This is a genomic window from Haladaptatus sp. T7 (assembly GCF_026008575.1).
Taxonomy (GTDB): domain Archaea; phylum Halobacteriota; class Halobacteria; order Halobacteriales; family Haladaptataceae; genus Haladaptatus; species Haladaptatus paucihalophilus.
This window is the reverse complement of record NZ_BROP01000005.1, coordinates 253,968-270,310: the sequence shown is the minus strand read 5'-3', so window position 1 is coordinate 270,310 and position 16,343 is coordinate 253,968. Positions and strand designations below refer to the sequence as shown.

19 protein-coding genes are annotated in these 16,343 nt (G+C 63.7%); 7 read left to right on the top strand and 12 right to left on the bottom strand.

From position 1 onward, the window contains the following. The first annotated feature begins 46 nt into the window (after positions 1-46). Positions 47-787, top strand: coding sequence for a hypothetical protein (locus OPC11_RS15195; protein ID WP_007976238.1), 741 nt, complete (start codon positions 47-49; stop codon positions 785-787). 115 nt (positions 788-902) lie between these two features. Here OPC11_RS15195 and OPC11_RS15190 read toward each other — a convergent pair whose 3' ends face one another. From OPC11_RS15190 to OPC11_RS15165, 6 genes are all read right to left on the bottom strand, one after another. Further along, positions 903-1,958, bottom strand: coding sequence for an ABC transporter ATP-binding protein (locus OPC11_RS15190; protein ID WP_264782453.1), 1,056 nt, complete (start codon positions 1,956-1,958; stop codon positions 903-905). Next, positions 1,951-3,624, bottom strand: a complete 1,674-nt coding sequence (locus OPC11_RS15185) for an iron ABC transporter permease (protein WP_007976235.1) — start codon at positions 3,622-3,624, stop codon at positions 1,951-1,953. Before OPC11_RS15185 ends, OPC11_RS15190 begins: the two co-directional genes overlap by 8 nt. Beyond that, the gene (locus OPC11_RS15180) at positions 3,625-4,743 is read right to left on the bottom strand and encodes a thiamine ABC transporter substrate-binding protein (RefSeq protein WP_007976233.1); all 1,119 of its coding nucleotides are present in this window, start codon (positions 4,741-4,743) and stop codon (positions 3,625-3,627) included. It abuts the gene before it with no gap. A 171-nt stretch (positions 4,744-4,914) separates the two neighbouring features. Then, the gene (locus OPC11_RS15175; protein ID WP_007976231.1) at positions 4,915-5,307 is read right to left on the bottom strand and encodes a hypothetical protein; all 393 of its coding nucleotides are present in this window, start codon (positions 5,305-5,307) and stop codon (positions 4,915-4,917) included. Positions 5,308-5,429: 122 nt separating this feature from the next. After that, a complete protein-coding gene (locus OPC11_RS15170) occupies positions 5,430-5,891 on the bottom strand; it encodes a twin-arginine translocation signal domain-containing protein (protein ID WP_232423770.1) in 462 nt (153 codons plus the stop codon). A 300-nt stretch (positions 5,892-6,191) separates the two neighbouring features. Further along, a complete protein-coding gene (locus tag OPC11_RS15165; protein WP_264782452.1) occupies positions 6,192-6,971 on the bottom strand; it encodes a sulfurtransferase in 780 nt (259 codons plus the stop codon). A 242-nt stretch (positions 6,972-7,213) separates the two neighbouring features. Between OPC11_RS15165 and OPC11_RS15160 the strand changes: the two genes are divergently transcribed. From OPC11_RS15160 to OPC11_RS15150, 3 genes are all read left to right on the top strand, one after another. Further along, a complete protein-coding gene (locus OPC11_RS15160; protein WP_007976226.1) occupies positions 7,214-8,074 on the top strand; it encodes a sulfurtransferase in 861 nt (286 codons plus the stop codon). A gap of 214 nt (positions 8,075-8,288) precedes the next feature. Beyond that, positions 8,289-8,504 carry a hypothetical protein gene (locus OPC11_RS15155; protein WP_007976225.1) on the top strand — a complete coding sequence of 72 codons (216 nt, stop codon included), beginning with the start codon at positions 8,289-8,291 and terminating at the stop codon, positions 8,502-8,504. Positions 8,505-8,559: 55 nt separating this feature from the next. Continuing rightward, the gene (locus OPC11_RS15150) at positions 8,560-9,186 is read left to right on the top strand and encodes a rubrerythrin family protein (protein ID WP_264782451.1); all 627 of its coding nucleotides are present in this window, start codon (positions 8,560-8,562) and stop codon (positions 9,184-9,186) included. A gap of 11 nt (positions 9,187-9,197) precedes the next feature. On the opposite strand, the gene OPC11_RS15145 is transcribed toward OPC11_RS15150, so the two are convergent. Next, a complete protein-coding gene (locus OPC11_RS15145; RefSeq protein ID WP_264782450.1) occupies positions 9,198-9,467 on the bottom strand; it encodes a hypothetical protein in 270 nt (89 codons plus the stop codon). 111 nt (positions 9,468-9,578) lie between these two features. Between OPC11_RS15145 and OPC11_RS15140 the strand changes: the two genes are divergently transcribed. Together OPC11_RS15140 and rpiA are read left to right on the top strand one after the other, a co-directional pair. After that, positions 9,579-9,734, top strand: a complete 156-nt coding sequence (locus OPC11_RS15140) for a hypothetical protein (protein WP_007976219.1) — start codon at positions 9,579-9,581, stop codon at positions 9,732-9,734. 183 nt (positions 9,735-9,917) lie between these two features. Continuing rightward, positions 9,918-10,604 carry a ribose-5-phosphate isomerase RpiA gene (gene rpiA, locus OPC11_RS15135; protein ID WP_264782449.1) on the top strand — a complete coding sequence of 229 codons (687 nt, stop codon included), beginning with the start codon at positions 9,918-9,920 and terminating at the stop codon, positions 10,602-10,604. Between the two features lie 132 nt (positions 10,605-10,736). On the opposite strand, the gene OPC11_RS15130 is transcribed toward rpiA, so the two are convergent. Beyond that, positions 10,737-10,904, bottom strand: a complete 168-nt coding sequence (locus OPC11_RS15130; RefSeq protein ID WP_018128851.1) for a DUF1931 family protein — start codon at positions 10,902-10,904, stop codon at positions 10,737-10,739. 172 nt (positions 10,905-11,076) lie between these two features. Between OPC11_RS15130 and larB the strand changes: the two genes are divergently transcribed. Next, positions 11,077-11,859 (top strand): nickel pincer cofactor biosynthesis protein LarB, encoded by a 783-nt coding sequence (larB, locus tag OPC11_RS15125; RefSeq protein WP_264782533.1) that lies wholly within the window; start codon positions 11,077-11,079, stop codon positions 11,857-11,859. A gap of 158 nt (positions 11,860-12,017) precedes the next feature. On the opposite strand, the gene OPC11_RS15120 is transcribed toward larB, so the two are convergent. The 4 genes from OPC11_RS15120 to OPC11_RS15105 form a co-directional block, all read right to left on the bottom strand. Further along, positions 12,018-12,284, bottom strand: coding sequence for a hypothetical protein (locus OPC11_RS15120; protein ID WP_264782448.1), 267 nt, complete (start codon positions 12,282-12,284; stop codon positions 12,018-12,020). A 437-nt stretch (positions 12,285-12,721) separates the two neighbouring features. After that, positions 12,722-14,848: a (Fe-S)-binding protein gene (locus tag OPC11_RS15115; RefSeq protein WP_264782447.1), complete on the bottom strand. Its 2,127-nt coding sequence runs from the start codon at positions 14,846-14,848 to the stop codon at positions 12,722-12,724. 87 nt (positions 14,849-14,935) lie between these two features. Beyond that, positions 14,936-15,643, bottom strand: coding sequence for an energy-coupling factor transporter transmembrane component T (locus OPC11_RS15110; protein WP_264782446.1), 708 nt, complete (start codon positions 15,641-15,643; stop codon positions 14,936-14,938). Next, complete coding sequence (locus OPC11_RS15105) at positions 15,640-16,338, bottom strand: ABC transporter ATP-binding protein (protein WP_007976203.1); 699 nt, start codon at positions 16,336-16,338, stop codon at positions 15,640-15,642. Before OPC11_RS15105 ends, OPC11_RS15110 begins: the two co-directional genes overlap by 4 nt. Positions 16,339-16,343: the final 5 nt, after the last annotated feature.

Genomic DNA, 16,343 nt, shown 5'->3' with positions numbered 1-16,343 from the left:
TGCGCGCTTTTTGCGTCGAGGCGGTGTCCCTCGTTCGGAGAGACATATGACAGGGACACCCAAATCACAACGCCGGACGCTCCTGAAAACGGCGGGTGCGCTGACGGGACTCGGCGTTCTCGGACGACTGACGACCGCACAGGACACCACCGATTCGGGAACGACGACCACGAACGGGACGTCGAATACGACGAGCACGACGAACCAGTCGGATGGCAACGGGGGACAGGAGTCCCGTCGAACCATCATCCTCGGGGCACGGGTCGGTCACTGGCTCGGATTGGCACCGAAGGTCATCGAAGGACGGCGCAACCCGACGCTGGGGTTCATTCCGACCGAGCGATACAAAGTCATCTGGATCAACCTCGACGGAAAGCGACACGAGTTCCAGATACTCGGCCAGAAAAACGGCGATTTCGGCCAAGTAATCTACCGAACGGACTCGTCGTCGAAACGAGGGGAAACACGGACGTTGACGTTCGAGCCGACAGATCGGATTCGGCGGTACCGCTGCCGGTACCATCCCGACAGCATGCGCGGGGACATCGATAGGTCGGGGCGGTTCGGCGGTGGCGGCGGGACGTTCACCACTGGAACGACCGGGACGGAGACGACAGAAGGGACCTTCGACACGGAAACAACCGGTGGGACGTTCACCACGGAGACGACCGACGGGACGTTTACGACGGATGGCAGATTCACGACCGATACGACCGATGGGACGTTTACGAGCGACACCACCGACGGCACGTTCACCACCGATACCACCGAAACGACGAGTCGATAACGCCGCGAACTCGACCGACCCGGACGGCCAGGTCGTGTCCTACGAATGGGACCTCGACGGCGACGGGACGCTCGAAAACCGGGGACAATCCTCGTACGGGACGACCGTCGTGTGGCTATCGCTGCTCTACGATGTCCGCCGTCCCGCCGTCGATGACGTGCACGTCGTCGGGGTCGAAGCCGACGCGAACGCGCTCGTCGTCCGGAGCCTCGGGCACGCGAAGCGTGATCGGTTTCCCGTCCCAATCGAGGTGGACGCGGAACGCCTCGCCGAGGAACTCGACGGTTTCGACGGTCGCCGAAAAGGCGTTCTCGCCGCCGCCCAGACGGAGCGCCTCGGGGCGAACGCAGAACGTCACCGAGTCGGCGGTCGAACCGGGGACGAGGAACTCGTGGCCGCGGACGGCGACCAGCGACCCCCTCGTTTCGTGTGCGCGGGTCTCGCCCGAGAAGAGGTTGTTCTCGCCGACGAACTCCGCGACGAAGCGGGATTCCGGACGGCGGTACACGTCCTCGGGGCGGCCGACCTGCTCGATTCGCCCGTCGTTCATCACGGCCACGCGGTCGCTGATGGCGAGCGCCTCCTCTTGGTCGTGCGTGACGTACACCGTCGTGATTCCGAGGTCGGATTGGATGCGAGAGACTTGCGTGCGGAGGTCGTCGCGGAGGCGGGCGTCCAGCGCGCTCATCGGTTCGTCCAGCAGGAGCAGGTCGGGACCGGGAGCGAGTGCGCGGGCGAGGGCGACGCGCTGTTGCTGGCCGCCGGATAGCTCGTCCGGGTCGCGGCCCTCGAACCCGTCCAAGTCGACCAGTTCGAGCAGGTCGAGGACGCGCTCCTCGTCCGTCATCGCACCCGGCGGGTCGCGGAAGCGGAGGCCGTAGCCGACGTTTTCCGCGACGGTCATGTGCGGAAACAGGGCGTAGTTCTGGAACACCAAACCGACGCCGCGCTCTTCGGGCGGCACGCCAGCCATCTCGCGGTCGCCGAACCGAACCGTTCCGGCGGTGAGGTCCTCGAAGCCAGCGATGGCACGAAGCGTCGTCGTCTTGCCGCATCCGGACGGGCCGACGAGGGTGAAGAACTCGCCGTCGGCGACGCGAAGCGACACGTCGTTCAGGGCGGTCACGCCGTCGTACTCCTTGCGGACGCCGGAGAGGCGGAGTTCAACCACCTTCCCACCTCCCGCCGAGGCGGTCGATGATGACGAAACTGACGGCGGTGACGACGAGCAGGACGGTGCCCATGGCCGTGGCTGGCCCGAGGGTCTGCTTGCCGAGGAAGCGTTCGACTGCGACCGGCATCGTGTAACTGCTACTCCCCGTAGCAAGAATAACTGTCGAGTCGAACTCGCCGATGCTGATGGCGAACGCGAAGGCTGCTCCGGCGGCGAGACCGACCGCCACGAGCGGCAGTTCGATATCGACCAGCGTGCGGACGCGGGTCGCGCCGAGCGCCCGCGCCGATTCGACGGTTCGCCGGTCGATTCCGGCGAGCATGGGCGAGACGTTGCGCGTGACGAAGGGATAGGCCGCGACGGCGTGGGCCGCGACGATCGCCACCGCGCCGCCGACCCGTATCCGCGTTCCGGCGATGGGAATCCCGAAGACGAGGCCGCGGAGCATGCCCAATCCAACCATGACGCCGCTCACGGCGAGGGGGGCCATCGCCACGGCTTCCACGATGCGGCTCTTCCGTGCCCGCGTCAGGACGGCGATGACGACGCCCATCGGGAGCGCGACGAGGAGCGTTCCGACGCCGAAAAGCAAGGAGTTCTGGACCGCGACGCCGGGTTTCGTCTGGAACGACGCGCCGGACACCTGCCGCGTCACGAGGAACTCGTAGTATCGCAGGGTGAACCCGGACGGCCCGGTGAAACTTTCGAGGACGGTGCTCACGAGCGGGCCGAGAAAGAGGACGAGGACGACGAACAGGTACACCGCGACGCCCGCCCGTTCGAGGGTCTCGGCGAGACCGCCGTCGCCCGAAAAGAGGCGTTTCCGCGGGAGGGGTCTACTGGCCCGAGAGACGGCGCTCTGGCGGGCCTCGTACCGGAGGTAGCCGTAGGTCAGCGCGAGCGAGAGAGTGGTTTCGAGGACGGCGAGGACCGCCGCCTCGGAGTAATCGAGGCGCTGGACGAGCGCGTACACCCAGACCTCGACGGTCTGGTACTGGAATCCGCCCAGCGCGAGAACGATGGGGAACGACATGAACGTGAAGATGAACGTGAGGAGCGCGCCGGTGAGAATCGCGGGGAGCAGTTGGGGGACGAGCACGTCTCGGAAGGCGCGAAACCGTCCGGCACCGAGGCTTCGCGCGGTTTCGACCTCGCGGGCGTCCACGCTCTCCCACGCCGCGTTCGTCACGCGAGCGACGAGCGGCGCGTTGTAGAAGGCGTGGGCCGCGACGATGGCGGGGAGATTGTACAGCAGCGAGTACGGGCCGAGGCCGATAACGCCAACCACGTCGTTGAACAGGCCGTTCTGCCCGAACATCGCCACGAATCCGATGGCGACGAGGATGGACGGCATGACGAACGGGAGGATGGTCAGCGAACGAATGGTGCGACGGCCCGGAAACTCGTAGCGCGCGAGGATGTACGCGCCTGGGAGACCGAGGGCGACGCTGGCGAGCGTGGAGAGGAGGGCCTGATACGCCGTGAAGCCGAAGATGTCGAAGAGGTAGAAGCGGTCGGTCAGCACGTCGAGAAAGGCGTCGAGTCCCCCCGCGTCAGCGAAGACGATGGCGACGGGGTAGTAGAACAAGACGACGAGCACGGCGCTGGTGACGATGCCGAGGAGGGAGAGCGTGTGTCGTTCGAGCCAGCGCCCGGGGTTCATCTACTTGCTCGCAATCTGGCGCGCCCACTCATCAACCCATCCTTCCACGTTGCCCTTTAGTTGGTCGTAGGAGTAGGTGACGGGTTTTTCCGGGGCTTTGGCGTACTTCTCGAACTCCGCGCCCGGTTCGGCCCAGTCGGTCGCCGGGAACGAGACGTTGAGCGTCGGAATCTTCGACTGGGCTTTCTTCGAGAGCATGAAGTCGAGGAAGGCGTCGGCGAGTTTCGAGTTGTCCGTGTCAGCGAACTTCGCCATCCCCTCGGGGTTGGCGTAGCCCTGTCCGTTCAGGAAGCCGATTTGGTGTTTCTTCAGGTTCGCACCGTCGCGGTGGGCGTACACCTGGTCGGTGGAGTAAGAGACCACGATGGGTCGTTCGCCGTTCGAGAAGGCGGTGTAGGCCGCGTCCCACGAGCCGAGAATCTGCACGTCGTTGTTCGAGAGTCGCTTCCAGTAGTCGAGGTAGTTATCCTCGCCCATCTGGTGAATCGTCCAGAGGAGGAAGGCCCGCCCGGTCGCGGCCTGCTGGGCGTTCTCGGTCAACAGCGTCCCCTCGAACTTCGGTTTCGTGAGCGCGTCGAACGTTCCGGGGCCGTCGACCTTCGTCTCGTCGTAGACGAGGCTGACGTAGCCCGTGTCGTACGGGACGGCCCGGTTTTTCGGGTCGAACGTCAATCCCTCTTTGACGTGGCCGTAGTTAGAGAGGGAGTCGGCGATGGGGGTGAACAGCTGTTTCCCGCCGAGTTTGTCGTCGATGGTGATGAGTTGGTCCACGTTTAGGCCGACGTACACGTCCGCGTCGATGCCGACGCCCTGTGCCTTCCGCTGGATGAAGTAGTTGACCTCGTTTTCCGGGGTCTGCCACTGGAGGGTGGCTTTCGGGTACTCCTTCTCGAACTCCTTTTTCAACCACGCGCCGGGCGACGAACTGGGTGCGTCCACGAGCGCGCTGTACGTTGCGACGTTCAGCGTGCCGCTCAGTTCGGTCTGTGCCGTGGTCGTCGCGGTCGGGTCGCCGGTCGAACCCGCACCGCCGGAGCCAGCATCGTCGGAGTTCCCGAGGCAGCCAGCGAGTCCGGCGAGTCCCGTCGCGCTCGCCGTAAGGAAGGTTCGTCGTTTCATTACTCGGTGGTTGTAGTCGGTGGTACTTAACGGACGTGATGTCGGGAAGAGCGCATCATCCATCCGGATAGGGAACGCGGGTGAAACCCGCGGATGAATCAAATGGTGCTATATGAAATCCGATACGGCCCCTCAACCATCGCGTTCCGAAGTACGCCAAGAAGTGTCCTCTCACTCCACCCTCGTCACGGACACTTCGAGGAGGTCCAAATTGGCGCTGAAGTACGTGGCGTCGTCCGCGAATCGAAATCGGCCTCCCGTCGGAAGGTAGCGACGGGAGAACAGAAAGACGAAGACGGGCGTCTCGTAGAACTCGTAGGTGATGACGTAGCCGTTGTACTCGTCCGGTTGCGAAATTACCTGCACATCGTCGGGCGGTTCGTCGAGGATGGACACCGTGATGAACGCGGGCAGTTGGGAGACGATTCGGAACGGGACGTTCGGATAGAAATCGCGGGTGAACACCAGCACGCTCCCGGATGGCTGGGCGGACGGTCGAACGAGGGCACTGAAATCGGCTGAGCGGTCCGTCGACGGCGGCTCGGTATCGAATTCGTCTCTCATGTGTGCTCCGAGGTATCGAAATCTGTCGTGTTGTCCGTAACAGTACCGTCGGCTCCGACGGACGGCCAAAAAATGGGTACGGAACCGCGTCGTTGTTACCCCCCAATGCGACGTCGAATCGATTAGCTGCTTCGGAGGCTGGTGCTGAGCAGGTTGAGCGTGCTGCTGAAGATCGACGCGTCACCGCTGAACTGACGCGTGTCACCCTGACTCAGCGAGAGGTTGCGGCCGAAGACGAACGTGGTGATCTGACCTCGACCGTCACCGCCACCGCCACCGAGCAGGTAGCGGATGATGTAGCCGTCGTAGTCGTCCGGCTGGCTGATCTCCGGCACGTTGCCGCCGCCAGGGCGCTGGAGCAGGCGAACCGTAGTGGCTTGCTCCAACGAGTTGACGACCCGGAACTCCACTTGCGGGTGGTAGTCGTAGGTGTACACCAACACGTTTCGGCCCTGCGCCGAGGCGCTCCCGGCGCTACCTAAGCCCAACGCGAGTGCGCCCGTTGCGAGCGCACCTTTCTTCATAAACGAGCGACGTTCTTCTGATTCGACGTTTTCTGCGTCTTGTTGTTCTCTCACAGTCATCCCTTTTCCCCCCTCCCGGGGCGACAGGCTATAGGCCGGAACCGAAGATAAATGGCCGCGACTGTTTCAGTGACCAATGGAAAACTATCGTCGTTAGGGTCAGACGGGCAATCACGGCTCACCACGAGGGCGTACACGATACCGTTCGGTATTGGCGGTTACGGGGGATTCCATGCCCGTTACCGCGGTGGAAACTGAACCGGGCTTCGTTCGTCGCGGGCCGTTTTCTGACTGGCAAATAGACAAAACGAGCGAAAAAGAGAACGGGGAAGCGCCATCGCGTTCCCACTTGGACCGCTCTCACTCGCGTTCGAGTTCGCCGTCGGCCGCGGTCCAGTCGGTGAGACTCCCCTCGTAAAATCCGAGGTCGTCGTAGCCGAGCGAAGAGAGGACGACGTAGGTGTGGCTAATCCGCCGGGCGGTGTTGCAGTAGAGGATGACGCGTTTTTCGGGGATGGCACCGTTGGATTCGAGGATTTCACGAAGTTCGTCGGGGGATTTCAGACCGCGGCTCTCGTCGTCAACGAGGTCGAGCCAGTCCACGTTGACGGCACCCGGGAGGTGACCGTCGGCGAATTCCGCCGGGTCGCGGGTGTCCACCAGCACGGCGTCAGGGTCGTCGATGGCGGCTTCGACCGCCTCGCGTCCGACGAGCGTGGTGCCCTCGGAGTCACGGGCCGAGTAGGAAACGGGGTCGGGCGACGGCGCGTTGGTCGTCGTCTCGTGGTCGCGTTGCCACGAACTGAAGTCGCCGTCGAGCAGGTGGAGTCGGTCGTGACCGTACAGTTCGGCGGTGATGAGGAACCGCGCCGCGAACACGCCGTGCATGTCGTCGTAGGCGACGATGGTGTCGTCTTCGTCGATACCGGCGCTTCCGAGGAGGTCCTCCCACGCCTCGACACCGGGGAGCATTCCGGCGTCGTCCGCGTCGGACGAGCGGAAGGCGTCGAACGGGATGTTGACCGCGCCGGGGAGGTGGCCGATTCCGTCGTACTCCCACGCGTCGCGGACGTCAACGACTCGTACCTCGTCAAGTCGGTCGGCGAGCCATTCCGCCGAGACGACGACGTTCTCGTGCATCGGTCCCCGGTACCGAGTCCAGCGTCTTAGCCCTCCGGGTACCGTCGAATCCGGCTTCTGACTGCAGATACCGGCCGATATTGCCGATAGTTGGTCGTCGCGTCCGGTTCACCACCCACCGGGGACCGGGTAGTCGGGAATCCGCTCCGAACTTGCGGAGATTTTTGCCGGGAAGCTCGACAGAAGGCGGAACCTTCCGGCAGTAACAAGAATATAACCGGAGCACGGGAAGAAGGGGACGCATGAGCGACAGCGACTACGCCAAGGACGTTCTCGTCAGCGCCGAGTGGGTGGAAGACCACCTCGACGAGTTCCAAAGTGACGAACCGAACTATCGACTCGTAGAGGTCGACGTCGACACCGAAGCCTACGACGCCGCCCACGCGCCGGGTGCAATCGGAATCAACTGGGAAACGCAACTGCAGGACCAGACCACGCGCGACATCCTCGAAAAGGACGACTTCGAGGACCTGCTCGGCGGACACGGAATCGCCGAGGACACCACGGTCGTCCTGTACGGCGACAACTCCAACTGGTTCGCCGCCTACGCCTACTGGCAGTTCACGTACTACGGCCACCGCGACGTGCGCCTCCTCGACGGCGGGCGCGACTACTGGCTCGAAAACGGCTTCCCGACGACGGACGAGGTACCGTCGTACCCCGAAGTCGACTACGACGCCCGCGGTCCCTTCGAGGGAATCCGCGCGTACCGCGACGACGTGGAGAAAGCCATCGACCGCGGCGTCCCCCTCGTGGACGTTCGGTCGCCCGAGGAGTTCAGCGGCGAAATCCTCGCCCCCCCGGGACTGCAGGAGACGGCCCAGCGCGGTGGCCACGTCCCCGGTGCATCGAACATCTCGTGGGCGGCCACCGTGAACGACGACGGGACGTTCAAGTCCGCCGAAGAACTCCGCGACCTGTACGAGAGTGAAGGCGTCACCAACGACCAGCAGGTCGTTGCCTACTGCCGTATCGGTGAGCGCTCGTCCATCGCGTGGTTCGCACTCTCGGAACTGCTCGGTTACGACAACGTCGCCAACTACGACGGGTCGTGGACCGAGTGGGGCAACCTCGTGGACGCGCCCATCGAAACCGGAAACTGACCACAACGACCGAAACGACCGACCCGTTTTTCTTCGAGCCGATACACCCCATGGCAGTAACATCCCAAGCGGTCGATGACCTAAACACCGATAGCCCAGACGGCCGACAGATACCGACCGCTATCGAGGGCTATGGAGAACAACTAGCAGGGATTATTGAGAGCGGGCCGAATCTCAATAGTACGGCGTCGTCGGGACGCCCCACGAGGACACCATGACCGGACATTTCCATACCGTCGACAAGCCGTCCGAACCGGAACAGAACGTCGCCGCCCCGCAGTCCTTCGAGTTGTCCTCCGTCGTGGTCGAGTACGACGGCAAACCGAATCGGTGTACGATTTACCCGACGGAAGCCACCCGCCTCGAACGCATGGCGAGCTGGATAACCGCGGACGCGGATGTTTTCGTCGAGTTGGACGACATGCGGTAGACCGAGCGTTTCCGACGTCGGTGATTACAAGCCGAACGGCTTCGTACCGTGGCGCATGAACTCGGAGGAATTTCTCGAAGTCGTCCGCAAGGAAAACGAAACCGCCCTCTCGCGCCTCGGCTCCTCGAAGTCGCTGTACGCCGCGACGAACGGAGAGATGGACGCCGACGAAGTGTTCCGCGCCGCCGCCGACTCCGAACACGCGGCCGCCCGAACGTTCGAAGGGTGGGCAGACGACGAGGACGACACCGACGCGAGCGAACTGTTCGCGGGTATCGCGGACGTAGAGAACGACCACTACGAGCGTGTGTCCGGGAAGGTGGACGACCACGACGTCGGAGACGTGCCCGCGCTCCACGAGTACCTCCGCGGACTGGACGACACCACCGCGCGCCTCGGGGGATTCGTCGGGCGGACGCTGGCGAGCGAGAAATCGAAAAAGCAGATGACGGGCTTTTTCACGGGACAGGCCGACCCGATGACGGCTCAGTTGTTCCGCGACCTGAAAGGCGACCTCGGCGACCAGTTGGACGACACGCTCGCGCTCCTCGGCGAGCGTTGTCACTCGGACGAGGACTGGGAGACAGCAAAAAAGGCCGCCGAGGGCGCGATTACCGCCGCCTACGAGGAGTACACCGACTCGCTGGAGTCGATGGGCGTCAATCCGAAACCGGTCTGCTGAGCGAGGGAGTTTTAAACGCCGCTGACGGTTTCGCGGTGGGCCTTCACGTGGTCGTAGGCGCTGTCGATCCGTTTCGCGGTTTCTTCGTCAACGTCGCTTTCGAGTTCCGAGAGGGCGTGCATGATGCGGTCGAGTCGGCCGTGGTCCGGGCCGTGGTCGGTCTCGGCGAGCGAGTGGAGGGAGTCAGCCTGCGATTCGAGACGTTCTTTGACCTCGCCGGTGGTATCGGCGCTGGCCTGTTTCAGTTCCTCCGCCGCGTGTACCAGTTGTTCGCGTGTCATGGCCGGGGCTACGACAGCGAGCGAAATAGTGCTATGGGCGGTGCAGAAAACGACGGTTACCGACGCGCGAACGGACGACGAGTTTTAGCGGTTCAACGGCGTTCTAGCCCCATGGCTCGAAAACGACATCACCGGTGCAACCTCTGTGGGCGCGACTTCGAACAGGGCGAGGAGTTGCGAGAACACGTGGAGCGGCGACATCCCAAAGCCGACTACCACTGGTGGGTAGTCGTCGAGGAGCCCGGAACCCTCCCGTTCGAGGATTGAATCGGGCGAAAGGCTACAAGAGGAACCGAACCCCATCCTCCCGAATGTGGGGAACCACATCCGAATGGACGTAACGGGGAAGCGGGCCTGTAGCTGTCGGTTCGAACGTCCAGTTTATTTATCAGGGGAAGTCTCGCGGACGCGCTAGCAACCTTTTTCCGGGCCGCACCGATTTCCACGAACATGAAAACGACGGGTGGAAGCGACGAGGCGAAGCGAAACGCGGGCGAAAGCGCGGCGGAGGCGGTCGAAGACGGCATGGTAGTCGGACTTGGAACGGGGAGTACGACGGCTCACGCGATTCGAGCACTCGGTCGGATGGTCGATTCGGGCCTCGACGTACGCGGGGTGCCGACGTCGTTCCAATCGCGGCAACTGGCACAGCAGGAGGGGATTCCACTCACCGACCTCGATACCGTGTCGGGAATCGACGTGGCCATCGACGGCGCGGACCAGTTCGCCGGGGGCGACCTCATCAAGGGCGGTGGAGCGGCGCACGCTCGGGAGAAAATCGTGGACGGAGCGGCGGACCGGTTTCTCGTCGTCGTGGACCCGAGCAAAGCGGCAGAACGGCTGCACCATCCGGTTCCGGTCGAGGTGCTACCCGCCGCGCGGACGACGGTGGCCGACGACGTTCGCCGTCTCGGCGGGAACCCGACGTTGCGCGACGCGGAGCGAAAGGACGGGCCGGTCGTGACCGACAACGGAAATCTCGTCCTCGACTGTGAGTTCGGAGAAATCGACTCGCCCGGGGACCTCGCGGCCGACCTCTCGGCGATTCCGGGCGTGGTGGAACACGGACTGTTCGTCGGGATGGCCGACGAGATACACGCCGGGAACGACGACGGTGTAGACGTGAGACGAGTGTAACGAAGAGCGTCGGAACGCGCCCGAGAGAGCTGGAAAACGCCGTTGGGGGGTCGTCAGACCCGCCGAGACGACCGCTGGTGCGTCGAACGCTGTCGCTGGACGGCGAAAAAATAAATGAAGGGAGTTCCGTTTTTACAGGTCGCGCGGCTGGACCGTCTTTCGGTCGTTCTCTTCTGCGCGTCGTGCAGCGTCCTCGAGGAGTTCCTCGACTTCAACGTCGAGTGCGTCGTAGAAGTCCGAGGCAACGTTTTTGTCGTCGAGCGCTTCTTTCACAGCCGCTTTGACAATAAGGTCTGCCATACAGGATTGACGTTCCGTAGCGCGCTTAATAAAGCTTCCCAAATTATGCGGTGAACAGCCACGAGTCGAAGAATGTGACCTACTCTGTCGATGCCGCCAAAAGCTTTAAGTGAAGTAAAGTAGATTGACCGCGGACGACAGACAGGAGTAGGAGGGCCACAGAGTGGCGAATATGCGCGAACTACTCGAATCGGTGGCGAATGGGGAAACCAGCGTCGCCGAAGCGGAGGCAATGTTATCTGGATACGCGACGAACGGGGCCGGACGGTTCGATGCGGCCCGCGAGCGGCGTCGCGGCGTCCCGGAGGCGATACTCGCCGACGGAAAGACGCCGAGCGAAATCGCGGAACTCGCAACCACGGCCGTCGAAACCGCGGGCAGAGCGATAGTCACGCGGGTGGACGACGACCACGCGGGGGCGGTCCAGCGGAGGCTCGACGCCGACCACCCGGACGCGGACGTGCGGGTTCGAACGCGAGCGAACGTCCTCGTCGCCCACGCGCCGACCTTCGAACCGCCCGAGGTGAACGCGACGGTCGGCATCGTCAGCGCGGGCACGAGCGACGCGATTCCCGCCGGGGAAGCCGCGGTCATCGCGTCGGAGATGGGCGCGACCGTCGAGGAGATACACGACGTGGGCGTCGCGTCCCTGGTCCGCGTGCTGGACGAGGTGGACGCCCTCCGCGCGGCGGACGCCCTCGTCGTCGCCGCGGGGCGCGAAGGCGCGCTCCCCACGGTCATCGCCGGACTCGTGGACACCCCCGTTATCGGCCTACCGGTGTCGAACGGCTACGGCCACGCGAGCGACGGCGAGGCGGCGCTCTCGGGGATGTTGCAGTCGTGTACGGTGCTCTCCACCGTGAACATCGACGCGGGCTTCGTGGCGGGCGGACAGGCCGGTCTCATCGCGCGTGCCGTCGGCGCGGCGCGGGAGCACGAGGACGGAGAGCACTGACAGGGAGGAGGAAACGCTGGTCGCTATCGCGTAATGGTGCGAATCAGTATGATTTAGTAGATAACAGTAATATTCAGTAGAATTTCATCGAAAATAGTACTTCGAAGGAGGATATAGGAACAGTCGATAGGAAACAGTACCCGGTCGAGGTCGTCGCGTCAGGCGGACTGCGTTCGGTCATTTGTCCACTGATGATGGAGGAGAACGGCCGTAAGCGAGAGAACGACCACGAGGAGGACCGCCAATCCGACTGTGGCGAACTCCAGTTCGAAGAACGCCGTGACGGCGAGGTATGCCCAGAACAGCGCGTATGCGGCCCACGTGATGAGGGCGATTGGCGGTTTGTCTCGGAGATACCAAACGTAGAGCGTGACTACGTGCGAGACGAAACTGAACACCGCCACGCCGACGAGGAGGGAGTTCATCGCTCGCACAATCGGATTCGCTTCGGATAGTTGTTATGGTTCCAATCGTTTGAAGAAGAACGAAAGTCGGTTGTCGTCAGGATTCAGCGTTCTTCGGGGAGAGATTCGAGGATTGTTGGAACGGATATCGGGACGACAGTTGCTAGGGAACATAACCGCACCGGGTGCGGACGGGCGGCCGGAACCGCACGGCCGCCACTGCTCACGATTTCGCCGGACTTGTCCGGCTGACTGCCGAGCAATGCTCGGCAATTTCACCGTTCGCTTTCGAGGTTGCTCCGCAACCTCGCCCGCCCTCGGAGTCCCCATACCTCCCCGGTCGCTCGGTCGATTCGCACGAGTGGTGCGAATCGACCGCGCCGCGCGTCCTGCCGGTTGGTCGGCCTGCTGACTGTCGGGAAAATCGACGAGCGAAACAGAAATCGAGAACGGAAAGCTCAGTTCGAGACTTTGATCTTCTCTTCAGCACCGAGGGCTTCGACGACGAGTTCGGCCACGTCCACGATTTCGATGTCGTCCTCGTAGCCGCCGGTTTTCCGGCCGTCCTCGTACATCGTCATGCACATCGGGCAGGCGACGACGAACTTCTCGACGCCGGACCCGGCGTCGGTGTCTTCGAGCGCCTCGCGGATGCGCTCCTCGCTGGGTTTCGAGTCCTCCTCGAAGTCCATCCAGAGGCCGCCGCCGCCGCCGCCACAGCAGAAGGAGTTGGCGCGGTTGCGCGGCATCTCGTCCAGCGTACAGCCGGTTCCTTTCACGATTTCGCGGGGTGCCTCGTACTCGTCGTTGTAGCGCCCGAGGTGGCACGGGTCGTGGTAGGTGACCGTGTAGTCGAGTTCGGTACCCGAGAGGCCCATACGACCGGACTGGAACAGTTCCTCGACGACCTGCGTGTAGTGGTACACCGGGGAGTCGAAGTCCTCGTCCATCTCCGGGTACTCGTTTTTGAACGTGTTGTAGCTGTGCGGGTCGGTGCAGACGATTTTGTCGTAGTCGCACTCCTCGAAGGCGGCCACGTTGTCCTCGACCAGCATCTCGTACAGCCCTTCCTCGCCGACGCGACGCACGTCGTTGCCGTCGTTCTGTTCGTCCTCGTAGAGGATGCCGTACGAGACGCCCGTCTCGTGGAAGATGGTCGCCAAGGAGCGGGCGACGCGGCGGTTGCGCTCGTCGTAGGACGGGTAGTCGCCGACGTACCAGAGGAACTCCACGTCCTCGTCGCGGGCGTCGGGAATCTCGAAGTCGAGTTCCTCGGTCCACTCGGGACGGCGTCGTTCGGGGTCGCCGAACGCGTTGCCGTTCTGGAAGACGTTCATCATCGCGTCCTGCACGTTGACGTCCATCTGGCCGGATTCGGTCAGCCGACGGTTCATCTCCGTGAACGAGGAGAGGTGTTCGATTTCGACCGGGCAGGCGTCCATGCAGGCCATACAGGCCATGCAGGACTCCATCGTGCTGCTGTCGATGACGCTGGAACCGCCGTCGGTGATGATGGGCTTTTCGTCGCCGCCCATGTCGAGGTTCTCGCGGTACTGTTTCAGGTCGAGAATCACGTCGCGCGGGTCGAGCGGGCGACCGGACGCCTTTGCGGGACAGACCGACGAACAGCGGCCGCACTTCGTACAGGCGTCCTGGTCGAGCAGCTGTTTCCACGAGAAGTCGTCGATGGAGCTCGCGCCGATTTCGTCGGGGCTGGCGTCCGAGGGGACGCCGGGCAGTCGCTTGCCCGCCTTCTCGTCGCGGGTGACGACGTTGGCGTACGACGACAGCATGTGGAACGGTTTGGCGTACGGAATCGCCGCGACGAAGACGAGCGCGATGAGCGCGTGCGCCCACCACGTGACGGGGTACCACGTCATCGCCATCTCGGGGGTGACGCCCGCCGCCGAGAGCAGGTCCTTGACGAACCAGCCGACGAAGCTGACCGTCTCGAAATCGACGTTTCGGACCGCGCTGGTGCCGAGGATCCGAACGCCTTCGGTGAGGTAGCCGCCGACGCCGAGCAGGAACAGCGTCCAGATGAACAGGTCGTCCTCGCGGCCGGTGTGTTTGCCCCAGAGCCGTTCGTTACGGACCCAGTAGCGCCGGTAGAGCGCCATCGAGATGCCGACGACGAACAGCAGTCCCATCGCGTCCATCACGAGTGAGTACGCGAGGTAGAAACTCCCGACGAAGAAGGATTTCTCGCCGCCGAGGAAGTAGTGGGTGAACTTTCGATAGCCGTCCATGTCGATGGCGAGGATGGTCGTCCCGATGAGCAGGGTCAAAAAGCCCCACAGGATGAACGAGTGCATCAACCCGCCGTACAGGTCGCGGTTGAACTGCTTCTCGTTCGTGATGACGGTTTTCGCCGCACGAGTCATCCGTCCCGGTAGGTCGTCCAACCGGTCGAACCAGTCCTCCTCGCCGTCGGTGTACCGCGCGAAGCGGTTGTAGACGCCGTAGACGAAAAAGAGGACGGTCACGGCGGCGAGGTAATAGAATATCGCCTCGCCCGTCAGACCGATTCTCCAGAACGTCGGGCGCGTCGTACCCGCCGCCTCCGCGAGCGCGAAGATTGCCATGTTTTATCAGGAGGAGACGAATTGCTTAAATCTTGCCACCCACCCGTCCCGCCGCCGTCGTGCGAGAATAAAAAATCTGTTTGTAGTTTAAATGACCCCCCAGACGAGGAGCGCCGCGGTCAGAAACACGGCGGGCACGTCCGCGGACGAAACCGCAAGACGGGGAAGCGTCGGGTTCCACGCGAAACAGCGAGCGCGGAGGGCGAGCGAGAACGTATCGGCGCGGGAGAACGCCCGCGACAGCCCCGCCGCGCCGACGAGTTCCATCCGGTCGGTCAGCGAACGCTCGTCGCCGAGTCGGGCGGCCATCGCGTCCCGAATCGACCGCAAATCCGCCTGTAGAACCGGAAAAAAGCGAAAGACGAAGGCGACGCCCATCCCGAGAAACTGGCCGACGCGACCGGGAACGAGCCACTGAATCGCCGCGCGCGACTCGCGGACAGGCGTCGTCCGAACGTAGGCCGCGCTGACACAGAGGACGAGGAGCACGCGATAGCTCGCAAGCGCGGGCGCGACGGCATCCCCCGGCACCACCCACGGCGGGCCGAGCGTGAGCGCGGCGAACGCGGGGCCACCGACGAGGAACGGGAACAGGTAGCGGAACTCGCGGAGCACCCACACGGGAGACGTGGCCGCCCCGAGGAACACCGCTGCGACCACCAGCGTCAGAGTTGCGAGTCCGACGGGGGTCGTGTGCGCGAGCGCGACGGCCGCGAAGACCGCTTGAAACAGGAGTTTCACGCGGGGGTCGAGTCGTTCCGCGAACGCCCCCGTCGAACGGTAGGCGAGCGTCATGGCGTCCGGATGCCGATGCGTGCGAGTTCGGATGCCGTCTCCTCGGGCGACCCATCGACCGCTATTTTCCCGTCACGAAGCGCGACCGCGCGGTCCGCGAGCGACCAGACGTCCCGCAAGTCGTGAGTGACGACGATGATGCCCGTCCCCGACGTCGAGAGCGTTTCGAGGTGGGACACCACGGATTCGCGGGCCGGGCCGTCCAGTCCGGTGAACGGTTCGTCCAGCACGAGATGGGCGGGTTCCATCGCCAGCGCGCCCGCGATGGCGACGCGCTGGCACTCGCCGCCCGAGAGCGTGTCGATGCGCGCGTCCCTGCGGTCTGCCATTCCGACCGCGGACAGGGACGTTTCGACGCGACGGTCGATTTCCTCGCGCGGGAGGCCGAGGTTCTCCGGGCCGAACGCCACGTCAGCACCGACGGTCGCGGAGACGAAGGTGTCTCGCGGGTGTTGGAACACCATGCCGACGCGAGTTCGGGCGGCCACGAGGTTCTCCTCGACCGGCGTCTCGTCCACTAAAACGGTCCCCTCGTCGGCCGAGAGGAGGCCGTTGAAATGCCGGACGAGCGTCGTCTTGCCGCTCCCGTTCGGGCCGGAAATCACGACGAACTCCCCGTCGGGAATCGTGAGCGAAACGCCGGAGAGCGCCACCGCGTCGCCGAAGCGGTGGACGATATTTTGCGTCGTTATCATTCGGT